The following is a 17,687-nucleotide window of genomic DNA, read 5'->3' on the forward strand; positions in this document are numbered from 1 at the left end:
TTTTTTCCGGGCGGCGGTAATGCTGCCGCCCGTTTTTTCAATTGACGCTCACGGTAGCTGACAGATTAGGACATGAGATTCATTATCAACCTTTTCAGTCAGTGGAAACGTGGAAAAGAAAGATGTGTTTATTGCGGTTCTCCAGCCTGAAGACGAATCCGCGAGACAGAGGGCGGAACTTCTCAGAAAATATGTGATGCCGCACAAGAATCTGATATACAGCATTTGTATCAAATATACCTATAACCAGGAGGACATCGAGGACAACTACCTCGAGGCGTTGGCCAACTTCTTCAAGTATATGGACAGTTATGACCCGGCCCGTCCGGTAAAGACCTGGATCTATGCCGTGACCAAACGGCTTGTGGCGGACCTGAACAACCGCAACAGGAACCGCATGCCCCCGGACGACAATATCGACATTTCGGAAATATCCTCTTCGCTGTCGGATGAGGACGAACCGTCGGGAAACAGCATGGGGATGGACAACTACCGCGAGTTCTATAACGATGACATCCTCTGGGCACTGGACCGGCTCAAACCGATTTACCGGGAAGCCCTGCTCTTGCAGCAGGCTGGTTACAAACTCGGGGAAATCATGGAAATCACCTATAACAACGGTACTTTGCAGACCAGGAACGTAGAAACGGTAAAAAGCCGCATCTTCCTAGCCAAGACGCAGCTGCGCAAACTATTGACACGCGATGGAGAGAAAAGAATGGATTGACGGATGCCGGAGGCTCTTTACACGGCTGGTCCGCACCACGGTGTGGGCGGATTTTGTGTTCCCTACCGGCGGCAAGTCGGACAGGCAACTCGGGATGTGTTTCGACGGCTTGTGCCGGGAGGTCGTCTCCGTCAGTGCGGAACGCCTGTCCGACTTCTGTATCTGCCAGACATATGCCATTTCCGGATATGATACCGCGTATCGCAGGAAATGGAACGTCTCCCATTCATTCGGAAAGAAAGCCATCGGCCGCTATCTCCGCTCGGGAAAGGAACGCCGCTACCGGGAGGACCGGTGGCTGAAGAGTTTCGGGCTGTCACGGCATGATTTGGCGCGGGCAGTGGAAGACCGCCGCAGCCATCCGTTCGGGCGTTTTATTTATCCGGAATACGAGGAGACGACCAAGCGGCGACTGCTCTCCACCGAAGCGGGATATCTCGTCTGTGCGCTCTCCACGCTGATGTGGACGCCTTTCTCCCCGTCATGCTCAAAATGTGCGAAAGCGGAGCCATGCCGCAGAAGGACACAGGCGCGCTATCCGGAACTGTACCGTATCCGCTGTGAGGCGTGGCGGAAAAAGGAGGCGAAGCCATGAGTGCCGTCAATCCGCTCAGTGCCGAGTTCCTGTATGAACTCTATGCCACGGCGCTCAGACAGGAACCGTTGTGTGCTGTCCTAGCCCGGCATATGCGTAAGGAATACCTGCCGGACCGTTCGTTCCAGCAGGTACAGGAGGCGATAGCCGTACACTTCAAGACATACAAGACACCGCCGTCGTATGCCGTGCTGGCACAGACCTTCCATGAGGATTACGACGCCATCGAGCTGATAGACACTTTCCGGGAGTATGACGAGGGACAGAGTGCCGAGGTGATGACCGACATGCTGGAGTCCTACATCAAGGGGGTCCGGTTGCAGTCGGTCTATGCGGAGGTCGGAAAACTGTATAACGAGAACAAACAGGACAAGGCGGAGAAGACTCTTCGGGAATATGCCGAGTGGCTGGCAGGGTTCACGCTGAAGAGTTCCTCGTTCGTCGATGTGGCCGCGACTTTCAAGGAGCGTTTCGAGAGGAACCGCCGGCGCGAGGAGGAAGAGGAACGCTCGGCCGCCCCTCGTGTGTCCCGCTTCTACATCCCGTATCTGGATGCGCTCAATGCCGGACGTAACCTGCGAGGTCAGCTGACCTGTTTCCTGGCCAGCACAGGCGTGGGAAAGTCGCACATCGCCAAATGGATCGGTGTCAGGGCGGACATCGATGACGGGCTGCATGTGCTGCATTTCCAGCTGGAAGGTTCGGAAGAAGAGGCGTTGAACGCCTATTCCGGCGGACTGATTTCCAGGAACGCCTACTATTACGAGCGGGGAAAGATTTCGGATACGGAGATGAGACATCTGGAAAAACTGGTCGCCTCGTATGCCGGAAGCATCACGGTGCGCAGTTACCCGCGTTTCAATGCCCAGGTCTCGACACTCGACATCAAGAACGGCATTTCGGAATACAGGAAGCTCAAAGGATATAATCCGGACATCGTGATTGTGGATTCGATGGACTTGCTGACGGATGCCAACCGCCGTTCATGGGGAGCCGACCATGAACGGGCGAAGCGTATCGCGGTGGCTAATGACCTGAAGGACCTGGCGGCGGACGAAAAGGTATGGATGGTGGTGACTTACCAGTCTACCATCGAAGACCGGGAGTGGCTGAATGACGAGCGGAACGTGCTGACCGAGTACAACTGTTCGGAGGCCAAAGGTCTGGCCCGCCCGTGCACGCACCTTGTTTCGCTCAACCAGTCATCGGCTGAAAGAAAGGAGAACGTTATGCGCCTGCACGTGGCCAAAAGCCGGTTCTTCAAGAAAGGAGACACTATCAGGATTGCCACCGACTACGACAATGAGGTGTTCTATGACGGGCAGAGGACACTGAATCTGAACAGGGAATAAAAAGCCATCGATCCGGATGCGGCGTGTCGGTGGCTTTTTGACTTGTAACGACTGGAATGTTGAGAATATATGGCAGCTTACATGCGTAAAACCAATTCCGGACAGATACGATTTTTATTGTATGCCCTTTGTATTCCGCCATATCGTCCGTTCCCCATGTTATCAACAGCAGGTTTTCACATTTCAATTCCTCTGCCGCCTCCAAGGCTTTCAGTTTCCGCTCACGGGTCTTGGCGTTCGAGATATCATACGACCTTTGTTCGAGGAAAGTTCGAATGACCTCGCAAATACAAATCCGTTATTTGTAGTAATTGGAAAACGATACTTTTCATTCAGTATGTTTATTGTACTGCACAAAAAATACGCTTTTTTTATGTAGAGAGTGATCATTTTAGAAAAGTACATCTCTACACCTGATAATCAGCCAATGCTGATTATCAATCTCCTTATTTATATATTGTTTTATCGATTAGACAAAAGCAGTCATTTTTTGTCCAGCCGGGAAGACAATTTCTCTTTTCCTTTGGGTGGAAAGACCTTCCATGATTCTGCCGGTCTATTTTTATTGGGCTAATCCGGATTCTTTTTCCAAACATTTCAAACCAACCTGTAGCGGTCACGACTATACCTTAATATGGAACTGTCGGTACAGGAATATCAATATCTGGTTTCGGAGATAACCCGCGAGACGGGTGCCAAACGGGACGGGAGCGGTAAGAACCTTATCGTTCCGCGCTGCCCGTTCTGCGGAAAGTCGGGCGGTAAGTTCGGTATCTACATCGGCAAGGCGACTGCCCACCGCCGGCCTTTCATGGCCCACTGCTTCTCCTGCGGGGCATCCACCCGTACATTGGAGCAACTTCTGGCGGCTATCGGTCGCATGGACCTGATGGTTTTGCAGACAGCTGACATTGCCGCACCGTTGAACCTGCACCTGCTGGAGAAGGACGAGGCGGAAGAAATAGACGACGAACTGGTGCCGGTCGAATTGCCGGACTTTTACAAGCGCACTTTCCGGCATCCGTATTTGCAGCGGCGCGGCTTCTGTTTCGACGATTACGAGTATTTCCCGGTCGGGATAACCGGCAGGCTCAATCCGCGCTACGCGGACTATGTCGTCTTTCCGGTCATCGATGACTGTACGGTTGTCGGCTATGTCTCCCGCCATACCTGGCCGAAAGAGGATATAGACGCCCACAACCGCAAGACCAGACATAGCGGCGGGTACAAGATCCTGCGTTACCGGAACTCCACGGAAAACGACTTTTCCAGACTCCTTTATAACTACGATGCCGTCCGTATGGATGAAACCGATACGGTCATCCTCGCGGAAGGTATTTTCGATGTCATCGCCCTGACCCGCAGACTCGAACTCTATGACAATTCCCATGTCGCAGCCGTGGCCACTTTCGGAAAGAAAATATCCGATGTACAGATCTACAAGCTGCAATCGAAAGGCGTCAGAACCGTAGTCATCGGTTACGATGGTGATGCCGTCGAGTCGGTAAAGCGGACGGCTGAACGGCTGAAACCCTATTTCGAGGTTTTCATCGCGGACATTGCTGATGCCGCCAAAGACTGGGACGAACTCACGGAAGCGGAAATCTACGGGATTTTCGCCTGCCGCCTGCTGTCCGTCCTTGAATACAAACTCAAAAAAGTACAGGAAAGATGATACAGGAACTTTTCTCATGGCTCGATGCACAACGGATAACCTATATCCCGGTCGATACGGAAGTGGTGGATATTCCCGGCTTCGGGCGGCTTTTCACGGCCGACCTGTCGGGAGTGGAATCCATCTTCCGCGGCGACGGGGACAAGCTCGTGTTCAACCTGATGGAAAGTCCGGATGTGCTGATGGAAGAAGGAATCTTCCATGTGGCCTTCCCGTTCGGCAGGAACTGGTACTACTATGACCTGCGGGAAGAATTCCGTTTCAACCTGCTGAAATATATCGGCCGGCCCAAGCCTCCGGTACATGATGTACCTTTCGTGAACCTCGGCATCCATACCTCCTACGAGCTGCTGAACGCCTGCTGCTCGCCGGAAGATTTGTGCCGCAAGGCGAAATGGCTCGGGCATACGGCTGTCGGCATCTGCGACCGCAATACAATGGCCGCCACGCTGAACCTTCAGAAGGAGTGCGCCAATACCGGGCTGAAACATATATTCGGCTACTCGCTGACAATGATGCACGAAGAAGAACGTGTCGGGCTGAAGATTTATGCCTTGGATAACGAGGGGCTGCATAATCTGCTGCGCATCCAACGGGCCGTCATGGTCGATTCGGAAGACAACACCCTCCGCTATGAACAGCTGCTGATGTATGCCGCAGGTTGTGTGGTGGTTTTCGCCATCCGTTCCGTCTACTGGATGGCCGGACACCCCAAACAGGTGAAGCGTATCCGGAAAGGTGCCGAAGCGGTCTATTACCAGGTCGACGCCAACGAATACAAGGCGGACCGCATCGACAGGGAGCAACTAGAAGCCCTGAAATATTATTTCGGCAACTGTTATGATGCCGACACGGATTCATTTACAGTAGAACCAGTCCTGATTCCGGACTGCTACTACATGGACAAGGACGATGCAGGGTACAGAATCGTGGTGAACAAGATTGCCACGGGAGCCGCCCATGAACAGAGCGATGACCAGTATTTCAAGACAGCGGATGAATTGTATGACACGCTCCGTCCTCTGTTCTCCGGGCAATGGGACTTCGATTCCCTGTTTAGGCGCATGTGCCGTCCCACGGTGGAGATTGCCGGACGTGCGGACGCCTCATTCGAGACCGGGCGAATGTTCATGCCGGAATACCGTATGCGACCGGAAGAGCGGGAACGGTATGGTGACCGCCGTACGATGTTCCTCCGACTGCTTGACGACGGGCTGGACCGGAAAGTGCCGGAACCGGAGCGGGAACGCTATCGGGAACGGCTGGACGAGGAAGTCTATATCATTGAATCGACCGACAATGTGGACTATTTCCTGGTGCAGTGGGATATGGTGCGGGAGGCGCACCGGAGAGGCATCGCAACTGGTATAGGTCGCGGTTCCGCCGGGGGCTCGCTGGTTTCCTACTTGCTTGGCATAACCTCCATCGACCCGCTGAAATACGACCTTATCTTCTCGCGCTTCCTCGTGCCGGAACGCTGCGGGCTCAGCTGGAAAGACGAACTGACGGTGCTTGCCCCGGACATCACACTCGGCAAGGGCGAACGCTATGTGGAGATGGAATCTGAAGGCAAGACTTACCGTCTGTGCACGGATGCCCGGATGCGGGTAATCCGTAACGGAGAAGAGCGGACGATATACGCAGATGAATTGATGTGTGGCGACGAAATCCTTTTTGACCGCCGAGATTGCTTGTGGAACCTAAAGGAACTCGAAACCCATGAATCCGACCTACGAACACCACCGTCCCTATGACGGTTGCGACCTTTACCGGGGCGATGCACTCGATGTGCTGCCCCTGCTGGCTGAAGAAGGCATCACCGCCGACATGGTATTGTCAGACCCTCCATACGGTACGACACACTGCCGGTGGGATGCCGTGATAGACATCCCCGGGATGTGGAATGCCGTACAGGGCATATCCAGGCCCGACACTCCCGTACTGCTGTTCTGCCAGCATCCTTTTACGAGCCTGCTGGGCAGTTCCAATCTCCGCAGGCTGCGGTATGCCTGGGTATGGGAGAAGACGCAGGCGACAGGCTTCCTGAATGCCGGGCGTATGCCGATGAAGGCGCACGAGGACATTCTGGTCTTCTACGACAGGTTGCCGAAGTATCATCCGATCAAGACGGACGGGCACAGGCGCAAGGTCGTGATGGCCGAACACCAGCGGAAATGCGATGCCGGCGAGATATACCGGAAGCACGACAATTTCCGGGATTACATATCCACGGAACGCTATCCGCGCAGCGTGCTGAAGTTCAAGACCGACAAGCAACGCTCCTGCCTGCACGCGACACAGAAACCTGTCGCCCTGCTGGAATACCTGATACGCACCTACACCGATGAAGGGGACATCGTCCTCGACTTTGCGATGGGCAGCGGCAGCACGGCCGTGGCCTGCCGGAATACGGGACGCCGGTTCGTCGGCGTGGAGATAGACCGGGAAATTTTTCAGACAGCACTAAACCGTATAACCCATGGCTGACACCCGGGAAATCTGGGTGGATATCAAGAACTATGAAGGAAAGTACAGGATCAGCAACCTCGGGCGTGTCAAGAGTCTGGAACGGCAGGTTTCGCATGACGGCATTACCTGGATACAACCCGAACGCATTATGTGCCATTGGTGCGGGACGACTTCGCTCTATGACTGTGTCCGGCTCTACAAGGGCGGTGTCGGGAAGAAGTTCTCCGTGCACCGTCTGGTAGCACAGCATTTCCTGCCCGACTGGAATCCGGGACTGGAGGTGAACCATATCGACGGGAACCGCGACAACAACCGTGCGGATAACCTGGAGATGTGTACGCACCAGCGGAATATGGAACATGCCATAGCGGGTGGCCTCAAACGGGATTACGGCGAAAAAAGCGTGAATGCCAAACTGACCAACGGGCAGGCGGAAGAGATACGGGTGAGATATTCTTCCGGCCAGGCTTCCCAGAACAGCCTGGCAAAACAGTACGGCGTCAGCCGCCAGACGGTAAGCGCGATAATACGATACAAGAAATATATACGATAATGGACGAGGAAGAAATTTGGAAAGATATTCATCATTACGAGGGAATTTATCAAGTAAGCTCCTGCGGTAGAATTAGAAGTGTCGGAAGATATGTCCGTAATGCCACATCCCAATATTGGAGGAACGGACAAATCATCAAACCGTGGGTCGGGGGTACATCCCCGTATTACAATGTTTCTTTGGCCTCTGACGGAAAAATATGTAAAAAATTAATCCATAGACTTGTCGCAGAACATTTTCTTGATGATTGGAATGCGGCAAAGGAGGTTAATCATAAGGATGGCAATAAGCACAATAATCGAAGTGACAACCTGGAAATGTGTACCAGGCAAGAAAACGTCATGCATTCTATGGTGCATAAACTCAGGGATGATTATGGAGAGAACAGTGTGAACGCCAAACTGACAAATGAACAAGCGGATCATATCAGGCGGTTACACCGGTCGGGAGTCATGCAAAATGAACTGGCTGAACAATTCAAGGTTTGCAAACAGACGATATGCGATATCGTCCACTATAAAAAGTATAAAAAATGAAAGTGACAAACGTAACAATTAAAAAAGCGAATGAAGCATTCACCGTAATGGATTCGTTCGTGGGGAAAGGACTTGTGGAGGGCGGACATTCCGCCCTCCCGTAAGGCGGATATAGATGTCGACTATGCCTCCGACCGGCGGCAGGAGATCAAGGATTACCTGGAAGAACGGTACAACGCGGACGGCCGCCAGCGTGTCTTTTCCGCCGGCACCTTTACCACGATGAAACTGAAAGCCGCCTTGAAGGACGTGGCACGCGTACACCGCGTGCCTCACTCCATCGTGAACTATATTACCGCCATGATAGATGACGGCACGGACTGGACAGGACTGTTCAGACAGGCTGCCTCCAACAGAAAACTTCGGGACTTTATCCAGACCTATCCGCTGGTCATCGAGGACGTGCAAGGATTGCTCGGACAGCCCAAAGCGGCCTCCATACACGCCTCGGCCATCGTTGTCACACCGGACACGCGGGACGGCAGGCCCGCCGAATGCTTCGATTTCCTGCCGGTCCGCAAGATGGACGGGGCACTGGTATCGGAGTTCGACGGCTATTCGGTCGATGAGATCGGATTGTTGAAGGAGGATGTGCTGGCGACAAAGGAACTTGCCAAACTGAGTGCCGTCATCGCGTTGGTCAACCGGAATTTCGGGCAGGAACTCACCATCGGGCGTATCACGCAGGATATGCTGGAAGACGGGAAGACCTACCGGCTGCTCTCGGACGGTAACACGCAGAATGTGTTCCAGTTCTCTTCACCGGGCATTACCCGGTTTATCCAGGATGTACAGCCGGAGTGTATCGAGGACCTGATCGCCGTCAATGCCCTGTACCGCCCCGCCACGCTCGACATCGGCGCCACCGATGATTATGTCCGTTTCAGGCGTGGCGAGGTGGCCCCGGTCTATAACTACGGCTGTTATGAAGCGACGAAGAACACTTTCGGAATCATGGTCTACCAGGAGCAGTTCATGTCCGTCGCCCATACGCTCGGGGGATTCGACCTCGGGAAGACCGACCTCCTGCGCAAGGCCATAGGAAAGAAGAAAGCCGACCTGATGTCCACGCTGAAGGCGGATTTCATTGCCGGAGCCGTCGGGAACGGATGCCCGGACTATGAGGCGGAGGAAATCTGGCACAAGATAGAGGTGGCCGGGAAATATTCGTTCAACCGCTCCCATGCCGCGGCATACGCCCTTACAGCCTATTGCGGGGCATGGCTCAAGGCCAATTACCCGTCGGCGTTCTATACCGTGGCATTGCAATGGGCGGACGACAAGGAGATTCCTTCGCTGATGGCGGAGATGGAACGCTGCTCGCCGGCCAAGATCGTGCCGCCGGACATCAACCGCTCCGGGACGGAGTTCTTCACCGACTATGCCACCGATGAAATCTTCTGGTCGCTTACCCGAATCAAGCAGGTCGGCCTCAGGACAGTGGAATACATCGTCACGGAACGCGACCGGGGCGGGGCATATACGGGTATCGAGAACTTCATCCACCGCATATTCCGTTACAAGCTCAAGAAATACAGTTACTGGGACGATCCCGACAACGCGGAAGAGGCCGTGAAAGTCCCCGTGAACGCCCGGCATGTCAAGCACATGATCCTTGCCGGATGCTTCGACCGCATCGAAAAAGTCGGGGCGGTTACCGAACGCTGCGCGCTGCTCGAACGCGCCGCACGTGAACTGGGATTCTCCCTTTCCGAAAAGGACTTCCCGCAGGACATGCGCGGGCGGCATTTCTTCTGGTCGCAGCAGCAGATTGCCGTGTCGGGTATCGGCAGCATCGACTACCGCCGCATCTTCGACAATTCGGAAGCCAGCGGGCAGGTCAAGGGAAAAGCCTCCTACCTGACCCTGGACGAGGTGGCACGGGACGAGAATGACGGCAGGCGTGCGGCTGTCTGCGCCACGGTGGTGGATGTAGCCGAGCATACCTACAAGGACAGGGAGACGGGAAGCCGGAAGCGTTTCGCCAGGCTGACACTCTCCCAGAACAACCGCCTGGCGGAGTGCGTGTGCTGGAACGACTATTACATGGAGCACCGCACCGAGATCCAGTCGCTTAAGGACCGGGTGGTCATCCTCACGGCCGTCATCCGTTACAGCGACTACAACGGCTGCAATACATTGCAGACCTATAAGAACTCATTGTTATTCATCCAATCCTGAGAAGATATGGCACCACAGACTGAACAGAAAATATATGTAGGCATCGGGCTGGATTTCGAGACCGGAGGGCTGGACTGCCGTGAATGCGCCTGCACGCAGATCGCCCTGCAGGCCGTCCGTTTCGACACATGGCAGGTATTCGACCGCTACCAGGCGTATATCGCCCCCTACGGGAAACAGGACGCGGGACTTCCCCGGCGCAAGGTGTTGCGTACCCGCCATGAGCAGGCGAAAGGACAGGAATATGTCCCGATGAAGTACGAACAGGCGGCATTGGACTATTCCGCCATTACCATGGAGATGCTGCGCACGCAGGGTATGGACATGAAGAAGGTGGCCGGAGAAGTCATCGCCTTCGCCAAACGCGCCACCCTCTCGAAGGGCAACCAGTGCAAGCCCGTGCTGGTCGGACAGAACATCGCCTTCGACATCGGATTCCTGCAACAGCTGGTGAACTATGCCGGACTGGCCGCCGAGTTTGAAAAGACCTTTTCCGGGAGCAGGGACTATTACGGCAACTTCCAGCCGCACTACATCGACACGCTTGCCTTGGGGCGGCTGGCTTTTGCCGCCGATCCGGAGGTCACCTCGTACAAACTGGAACTGGTAGCCTCAAGGTTGGGCGTGGAACTGGACGATGCCCACGATGCGGCTGCCGACGTGACGGCCACGCTCGACATCCTGGGGGTCTATACCTCCCGTCTGCGCCAGACGGAAGGGACGGCAACCGCCATGCAGAAGAAAGAGAAAACCCGTAAATATTTCAAGATATGAGTATGGACACGAATAAGGAAGCCCCAGGCATTGACCGGGAACGGATTCCCGAGACCATCACATTCCGCACGGCGGACCGGATGACCTACGGGGCGCTGGGCTATGACGGGAACGAACTGATGGCGTTCATATCGGGCTACGACCTGGAAATCAAGTTCAACCTGCGGCTCATCAACTCGCTGGCGGACGCGGAGGCGTGTGCCGATGCGTTGGCCCAGGTATTCTATGACGCATTAATGGAACAATTGTTATGCAACGAAAAGGCGGGTTTTGTAAAACCTCCGGGACACAAACCCGCTACTCTTTCAGAAAAGGAAGGAAGAAACGATGTCAGACAAGATAGCGAACACGCAGGATAGGCCGGAAGAGAAACCGCTCACGGAGCAGGAGCTGCAATTCTGCAACCTCTATGTGAACGGCGGGCTGGAGTATGCCGGACGGCCGAAAAAATGCTTTGTGGAGGTATTCGGTGAGGATACGGTGAAGAATCCGTACGCTTCGGCCAATTACCTGATGAACAAACCGCATGTGCTGGCGCATATCAAGGCGCTGCTCTCCTCGGAACGGTTCGAGATGGAGACGATGGCCGTGAAGCTGCAGGTGGCCGAGACCCTCAAGGCCGTCATGGACGAGACGGCCACTTCGGACTATACCGACCGTTTCGGAGTGCCGCTTTCCCCTGCGCCGCTCAGGGCCGTGTCGGTCAATGCCGCCAAGGCGCTGATGGATATCTTCCCCATCAGGCACAAGGAGGAGAACCGCCTGCGCATCGAGGGCAGTGACGGCAATGTCATCTTCAATGTGATCGTACCCCAAAACCCTATGACAGATGGTGAAAAGGAAACATAAAGTCACCAGGGAAGAAATTGCCTGGTGGATATATCTGGTGATAATGGTCGCGCTGGTCATCTACGGATTCCGGGACAGCGCGGCGGCTGAGGTTCTGATAAGGGCCATCAGGGAGGCATTCTCACTTTTAATGGAATAATGATATGGAACAATTCAAGGAATTTGTAGTGAAGTACTTCAAGATTATCGTCGTGGTACTTTCGTTCTCGCTGACACTGTACATACAGCATGTGAACAACACGGCCCAGATTGCAGAACTGGAGACCAAATGTATCGGTTTGGAAGTGGAAATCAAGAACCAGTATGACCGCATCAACGCCATGAAGCTGGACAAGTCCGTGTTCGAGGCGACCATGATGCAGCTCAACACGGTGCAGAATGACCTGCACGAGATCCGGGCCGACATCCGGGAGCTGCTGAAATGCCAGAACCTGCATAAATAACCCGATTTTTAAACTGCCGGTTATGACAAAGAATACTTATGTGAAAATCATCGCTTCTCCGGAACTTTCCCGCATGAAGCTTGGCGGACTGGCCGGCCGGAGAGGGCTGGTCGTGGAGGACCTGTCCGGTGAAGACAGGAAAAACAAGGGCGGGCTGGTTCTGTTGGAAGAGGCCTACATGGATGAGTTTGTCTGGTTCATTCCCGAAAAATCCGTGACATATGAATAGGCTGGACAAAACACTTCTGATAACCGTGCTGCTGCTCGGCGGCATCCTCTGGTTGCAGCACCGGTGGACAATACGCCTCACGGAAGAACGCGACCGTTTCCGCATGAACAGCACAGCCCTGCTTTCCGATGTGAAGCGGATGCGGACCGATTCAGCGACGATGGCCCTCGATGCCAAGGCACTGCGGCTGACCATAGACGAGTATGAGGAGTTCCGTGCCGAGGATGCCGAAACCATCAGGCGGCTCGGCGTGAAAATCAGGAATCTCGAAGCGGCGGCCCGGCATGAGGTCGAGGTGAAAGCACCGATAGACGCCGCCGTCCGCGACACGCTCATTGTCCGTGATACCGTCCCGCTACTGCGGCAGAAAGTGGAGATGGTCACGCCGCATATACATTTTAGCGGACTGATTGAAGAGAACCGTCTCAAAGGTGACATAAAGATACCCGTGACGCTTAACCAGGCTGTATGGGTGGAATACAAGGGATGGTGGTTCTGGAAGAGGGTCAAAGCTATCCGTCAGACCATATCCAGCAACAACCCGTATGTGGAAATCAGGTATTCGGAATATATAAAGATAGACAAAAAATGATGGTGGACTGCAAGCGTTGGATAGGGTGTGTTGATTGAAGCGACATTTACTCCGGACCGGGATGTATCTCAAATGATGGTTTCAGATACATCCCGGTCCGGAATATTTTAGCCCGTTGCCTGATATGGCCATTTATAACGGGCACGAGTGGGCCTGGTCCAGAACAGTAGTTTGGAAAACCATCCAATCCACAGATTTGACATCCGCCAGACCCATTGTGCCGGTAAATCCTGCCATCTGTACAGCTATACGGTTGTTTCCGGCAGCCTGCGCCGAACAGGAAACATTGCAACAATTCTGCATTACCGATGACTTATCCGGCCATGTCCGGATATTAAATGAAGATTGGCGGGACCGGCTTTCCGTTTCATCAAGCGCACCATTTCTATATCTTTCCATTCCATAACAGGTAGAGGCATGCAGTGCGCGCACCTCTTCCGTTCCGTGCAATAATGACATTCTTTCATGTCTCCGCCATATCGAAGTAAAGAAATGTTAAGCAAGGTGGATTTTCTCTCATTTTACGATTGAGAAACATTATTATAGTAATATTTTTCCGGACTACATCCTTGCCAGACTGTTTGCCATATTCTTTAATGACAGAATATCAATCATTGAAAATTAAGTAATATGGCAACAGTAAAAGTTAAATTCCGGGCCTCTTCCGTCGAGATGAAGGAAGGCTCGCTCTACTATCAAGTGATTCACAACCGTCTGGTAAGACAATTGCATACCGGCTACAGGCTTTTTCCTTCGGAATGGGATGCCGGCATTTCCGAGGTCGTGGTGGCTTCCGGCACAGAAGAGGGACGCAGGAATTACCTGCTCTCCATGAAGACCGCCATAGCAGACGACCTGTCCCGGCTCCGGAGCGTCATCGCACGGCTCGAACGTTCCGACACGGGATATACCGCCGACAAGGTGGTGGAAGTGTTCTCCTCTCCGGCCGACTGTGGCGGTTTCCTTTCCTTTGCACGACAACTCATACAGGAACTGAAAAAGATAGGCAAAAGGCGCACGGCCGAAACATATACGACCGCCTTGAACAGTTTTTTGCGTTTCCGGGGCGAACGGGACCTGCTGTTCGAGGAAGTGGACTCCAACCTGATGGTGGAATACGAGACCTTTCTGAAAGGCATCAATGTCTGCCCGAACTCCTCCTCTTTTTACATGCGCAACCTGCGCGCCATCTATAACCGTGCGGTGGAAAGGGAACTGACCGTGCAGCGCTATCCCTTCAAACATGTCTATACGGGCGTGGACAAAACAGTGAAACGTGCCGTCCCGCTGAAAGTAATCCGCCGGATACGGGATCTGGACCTGACGCTCAGTCCTGTGCTGGATTATGCGAGAGATCTGTTCATGTTTTCATTCTACACCCGGGGAATGGCATTTGTGGATATGGCTTACCTGAAAAAGAAGGATTTGCAGAACGGAGTTCTGGTCTATCGCCGCCAGAAGACGGGACAGCAGCTTTTTATCAAGTGGGAGAAACCCATGCAGGAGATTGTCGGCAAGTACGATACGTCCGCGACTCCTTATCTGCTGCCGATCATCCGGGATATGGATACGGATGCCCGAAAGCAATACAAGAACGCCGCCCATCTTGTCAATGACAAACTGAAAAAAATAGGCCGGCAGTTAGGGCTTGCCATACCGCTGACAAGCTATGTCGCGCGCCACGCCTGGGCTTCCATCGCAAAGAGCAAGAACATTCCGATTTCCACCATCAGCGAAGCGATGGGACACGATTCGGAGAATACCACGCGTATCTACCTTGCCTCATTAGACACATCGGTCGTGGACAAGGCCAACAGCCTTATTCTAAAATCACTGTAATCGGGAGAAAGATTTGCATAATACCCGCACACCGTACGGACAGCAAAAAAGCCATTCGGAAAATGGCTATAGAAACTGAAAAGTTGTGCAATTTAAAACATCTCTTTTTAAGAGAAGTATTTTGCAAGTGCAAAGATACGCAAAAATCAAATAAGCGCTTCACGATTAACGAAATTTATTGTCCGTCAGAATGAAAAAACAGATGAGCCGTTAAGCGGGCATTTGCGATTTGTTTAGTAAAAATTACCGTTCAAAAAATAAACAGTAGAAAACCAGGTCTTTTCCTGAACGGTATTTTTCTTAAAAAGAGACAGACAGGAGACGGAATGATTTGACAGGAATCATGCAACCGAAAAAATGTTTTGCCAAACTTCAGAGAGCAACCATTGGAGTTTAAAAAACAAGTCGTTGAAATAGTGCGGGAAAATCCCGCCAAGGCGATAAACTGTTGAGTATTTGCCCGTTTCTCTCCGAAAGAGAAGTATTTGACGGTGCAAATATACGTATTTTATTGATTATAACGGCATAAACAGCTTGTTTTTTAAGTCTCAATCCGAGTTCTAAACCGGTTCTACTTCAATGAATGTTAAGCATTCCCAGTCGCTCGAACCGAACATAATCTGTTTTTCAGCCACTTATCATCAATGTTATACGCTACCACTTCTCTTTCGGAGAGAAGTATTGGTTTGGGAGTTGACGTGCCGGTTTTCCGGCCCGAATGAGATAACAAGAATAAGGAAAATATGAAAAAATTGATCTTCGGTGTTTTTCTTGCGGTTTGTTGGTGCACGGGCACTGTCAAAGCGCAGGATATCGCAGTAAAGACCAATCTATTGTATTGGTCAAGTACCACGCCCAACTTGAGTCTGGAATTTGGGCTGGGCAAACGCACGACCCTCGACCTCACGGGTGCCTACAACCCGTGGACGCTGAATAAGGACAAGAACAAGAAAATCAAACACTGGATGGTAATGCCGGAGTTCCGTTACTGGCTCTGCGAACGCTATAACGGCCATTTCTTCGGCCTGCACAGCGGTTACGCGTTCTACAACATCAGTGGCGTGAGAATCCCGTTCCAAAGCAAGTCCACGAAGGATCACCGTTATCAGGGCTGGGCTACGGGTCTCGGATTGTCGTATGGCTACTCATGGATTTTAGGCAAACGCTGGAACCTCGAAGCCACGATCGGTCTGGGTTACATCTACACGCAATACGATAAGTACGAGTGTGCCACTTGCGGCAAGTTCAAGGGCAACAAGGACAAGCATTATTTCGGCCCGACCAAGGCGGGCATCTCCCTGATATATATAATCAAATAACAAGAAAATGACTATGAGACGCATATACATCCTATTATTGCTGATATTGGCATGTTGTCCCATGATGTTGCATGCCGAGAACGAAACCAGTTACTTGCCTCTGATCGGGATTCGTCAGGGAGGGGTCGTCAAGCAGGGCCGCACGGTAGAGCTGACGATGTCCGTCGATTTGAGCAAGGCGAAAATCCGTACGCAGCACACCGTAGCACTGACACCCGTACTCATGTCGGCGGACAGTAGCCGCGAGGTGACCTTTCCCCCGATAGTCATCGATGGCAAGACCCGCCACAAGGTTTACTTGCGGGCGCAGCGGCTCGAAAGCGTGGAGCTTCCCCCTTTCCACAATGATTCCGCACAGGTAATCATACGCCACAGCAGCAAGGGGCAGCATTACGATTATGCGGCCACCGTGCCCTACGAGCGTTGGATGCTCGACGGGCGGATCAAAATCCGCGAAGAGGTACACGGCTGCGTGAACTGCGACAAGGGCAAGGCGGAGCAGTCCTTGTGGGCGGGCATACTTCCTGCCTATGTCCCCGATTACAAGCTCGACAGCATAGCCCCTGAACCTGAACCCGTGAAAGTGCGTGCCGAAACCCGCACCGCCCGGCTGCAGTTCCGGCAGGACAGTTATAATATATTGCCCGGATTCAAGAACAACCGTGCCGAACTGGACACCGTTTCCAACTCCATCGAGCTGGTAAAGAAAAATACCGACGTCAGGATTATCGGTATCTACATCACCGGTTACGCTTCTCCCGAAGGCAGCATGGCGCACAATATGGCCTTGTCCGAGAACCGCGCCAAGGCGCTGGCCGACTATATCCGCCGTTACGACGCTATCGCTCCCGAGATGCTCCACGTGGACTGGAAGGGTGAGGACTGGGAAGGTTTCGTCCGTGTGCTCGGCGACTTCCCGAACCTGCTGAAACGCGACGAGGTATATGAAATCATCGAACGTTACCCCGACGAACGGGATTTCTGCGAGCTGCAACTCCAGAAACTCGTGCCGCCGACCATTTACCACAGGCTGCTCACCGAGATATACCCCGCGTTGCGCCGCAACGAGTACCGCATCGAGTACAACGTGCGCAACTTTAACCTCGAAGAGGCTCGCCGCATGGTCGATGAGCGTCCCGACCTCCTGAGCCTGTCGGAAATGTACAAGGTGGCCGATTCCTACGGGAAAGGCACGCCCGGGTACGACAAGGTGATGGCCACCGCCTTACGCTATTTCCCCGCTTCGCCCTCCGCACTCAATGAGAATGCCGTGAACGCCATCTCCCGTGAGGAGTATGCCAAGGCGGTGGAGCTGCTCGAGAAATCGGAAGTCACCGCGCGGTCGGCAGAACTGCTCTCCACCCTCGGTGTGGCATACGCCGGGGCCGGACAATACGACAAGGCGGAGGATGTGTTCCGCCGTGCTTCGGAGGCAGGCTCCGCGACTGCCCGGCATAACCTCGAAGAGGTGCGGCAGGTCATCGACCAGTTGTAGACAAAATCCATAAGCGAGAAGTTATAAAAACCTTTTTACTAATTTTTAAATAACAAAAA

At 53.2% G+C, this 17,687-nt stretch carries 19 protein-coding genes; all 19 read left to right on the top strand.

Translation table 11 applies throughout. The features are described from left to right. Positions 1-124: 124 nt before the first annotated feature. The 19 genes from ACESTR_RS01475 (at position 125) to ACESTR_RS01565 (ending at position 17,628) form a co-directional block, all read left to right on the top strand. Positions 125-727 carry an RNA polymerase sigma factor gene (locus ACESTR_RS01475; protein ID WP_004322848.1) on the top strand — a complete coding sequence of 201 codons (603 nt, stop codon included), beginning with the start codon at positions 125-127 and terminating at the stop codon, positions 725-727. Continuing rightward, a complete protein-coding gene (locus tag ACESTR_RS01480) occupies positions 705-1,322 on the top strand; it encodes a hypothetical protein (RefSeq protein ID WP_008672745.1) in 618 nt (205 codons plus the stop codon). The genes ACESTR_RS01475 and ACESTR_RS01480 overlap by 23 nt, the downstream gene beginning before the upstream one ends. Continuing rightward, complete coding sequence (locus ACESTR_RS01485) at positions 1,319-2,674, top strand: DnaB-like helicase C-terminal domain-containing protein (RefSeq protein WP_004293560.1); 1,356 nt, start codon at positions 1,319-1,321, stop codon at positions 2,672-2,674. The genes ACESTR_RS01480 and ACESTR_RS01485 overlap by 4 nt, the downstream gene beginning before the upstream one ends. Before the next feature lie 634 nt (positions 2,675-3,308). Beyond that, positions 3,309-4,349 (top strand): toprim domain-containing protein, encoded by a 1,041-nt coding sequence (locus ACESTR_RS01490; RefSeq protein ID WP_004293559.1) that lies wholly within the window; start codon positions 3,309-3,311, stop codon positions 4,347-4,349. Continuing rightward, positions 4,346-6,103 carry a PHP domain-containing protein gene (locus ACESTR_RS01495; RefSeq protein ID WP_004293558.1) on the top strand — a complete coding sequence of 586 codons (1,758 nt, stop codon included), beginning with the start codon at positions 4,346-4,348 and terminating at the stop codon, positions 6,101-6,103. The genes ACESTR_RS01490 and ACESTR_RS01495 overlap by 4 nt, the downstream gene beginning before the upstream one ends. Beyond that, positions 6,069-6,836: a DNA-methyltransferase gene (locus tag ACESTR_RS01500; protein ID WP_004293557.1), complete on the top strand. Its 768-nt coding sequence runs from the start codon at positions 6,069-6,071 to the stop codon at positions 6,834-6,836. Before ACESTR_RS01495 ends, ACESTR_RS01500 begins: the two co-directional genes overlap by 35 nt. After that, positions 6,829-7,371 carry an HNH endonuclease gene (locus tag ACESTR_RS01505; RefSeq protein ID WP_004293556.1) on the top strand — a complete coding sequence of 181 codons (543 nt, stop codon included), beginning with the start codon at positions 6,829-6,831 and terminating at the stop codon, positions 7,369-7,371. Before ACESTR_RS01500 ends, ACESTR_RS01505 begins: the two co-directional genes overlap by 8 nt. Continuing rightward, positions 7,371-7,907: an HNH endonuclease gene (locus tag ACESTR_RS01510; protein WP_004293555.1), complete on the top strand. Its 537-nt coding sequence runs from the start codon at positions 7,371-7,373 to the stop codon at positions 7,905-7,907. The genes ACESTR_RS01505 and ACESTR_RS01510 overlap by 1 nt, the downstream gene beginning before the upstream one ends. A 72-nt stretch (positions 7,908-7,979) precedes the next feature. Next, a complete protein-coding gene (locus ACESTR_RS01515; protein ID WP_373178704.1) occupies positions 7,980-10,088 on the top strand; it encodes a DNA polymerase III subunit alpha in 2,109 nt (702 codons plus the stop codon). A gap of 6 nt (positions 10,089-10,094) precedes the next feature. Beyond that, entirely contained in the window at positions 10,095-10,862 is a 768-nt protein-coding gene (locus ACESTR_RS01520) for a PolC-type DNA polymerase III (RefSeq protein ID WP_004293553.1), read from the top strand. Beyond that, entirely contained in the window at positions 10,859-11,221 is a 363-nt protein-coding gene (locus ACESTR_RS01525) for a hypothetical protein (RefSeq protein WP_004293552.1), read from the top strand. The genes ACESTR_RS01520 and ACESTR_RS01525 overlap by 4 nt, the downstream gene beginning before the upstream one ends. Beyond that, positions 11,190-11,711, top strand: a complete 522-nt coding sequence (locus ACESTR_RS01530; RefSeq protein WP_004293551.1) for a hypothetical protein — start codon at positions 11,190-11,192, stop codon at positions 11,709-11,711. The genes ACESTR_RS01525 and ACESTR_RS01530 overlap by 32 nt, the downstream gene beginning before the upstream one ends. Continuing rightward, positions 11,692-11,850 (top strand): hypothetical protein, encoded by a 159-nt coding sequence (locus ACESTR_RS01535; protein WP_008672755.1) that lies wholly within the window; start codon positions 11,692-11,694, stop codon positions 11,848-11,850. Before ACESTR_RS01530 ends, ACESTR_RS01535 begins: the two co-directional genes overlap by 20 nt. A 4-nt stretch (positions 11,851-11,854) precedes the next feature. Next, a complete protein-coding gene (locus tag ACESTR_RS01540; protein ID WP_004293550.1) occupies positions 11,855-12,154 on the top strand; it encodes a hypothetical protein in 300 nt (99 codons plus the stop codon). Positions 12,155-12,176: 22 nt separating this feature from the next. After that, complete coding sequence (locus ACESTR_RS01545; RefSeq protein ID WP_004293549.1) at positions 12,177-12,383, top strand: hypothetical protein; 207 nt, start codon at positions 12,177-12,179, stop codon at positions 12,381-12,383. Beyond that, the gene (locus tag ACESTR_RS01550) at positions 12,376-12,975 is read left to right on the top strand and encodes a DUF6549 family protein (RefSeq protein ID WP_004293548.1); all 600 of its coding nucleotides are present in this window, start codon (positions 12,376-12,378) and stop codon (positions 12,973-12,975) included. The genes ACESTR_RS01545 and ACESTR_RS01550 overlap by 8 nt, the downstream gene beginning before the upstream one ends. Before the next feature lie 630 nt (positions 12,976-13,605). After that, entirely contained in the window at positions 13,606-14,814 is a 1,209-nt protein-coding gene (locus tag ACESTR_RS01555) for a site-specific integrase (protein WP_004303986.1), read from the top strand. 743 nt (positions 14,815-15,557) lie between these two features. Continuing rightward, a complete protein-coding gene (locus ACESTR_RS01560) occupies positions 15,558-16,133 on the top strand; it encodes a DUF3575 domain-containing protein (RefSeq protein WP_004293545.1) in 576 nt (191 codons plus the stop codon). Positions 16,134-16,146: 13 nt separating this feature from the next. Beyond that, a complete protein-coding gene (locus ACESTR_RS01565; RefSeq protein ID WP_004293544.1) occupies positions 16,147-17,628 on the top strand; it encodes a DUF3868 domain-containing protein in 1,482 nt (493 codons plus the stop codon). Positions 17,629-17,687: the final 59 nt, after the last annotated feature.

Origin of the sequence: Alistipes sp. DJF_B185, assembly GCF_964250025.1 — a bacterium.
In the GTDB taxonomy this organism is placed as follows: domain Bacteria; phylum Bacteroidota; class Bacteroidia; order Bacteroidales; family Rikenellaceae; genus Alistipes; species Alistipes finegoldii.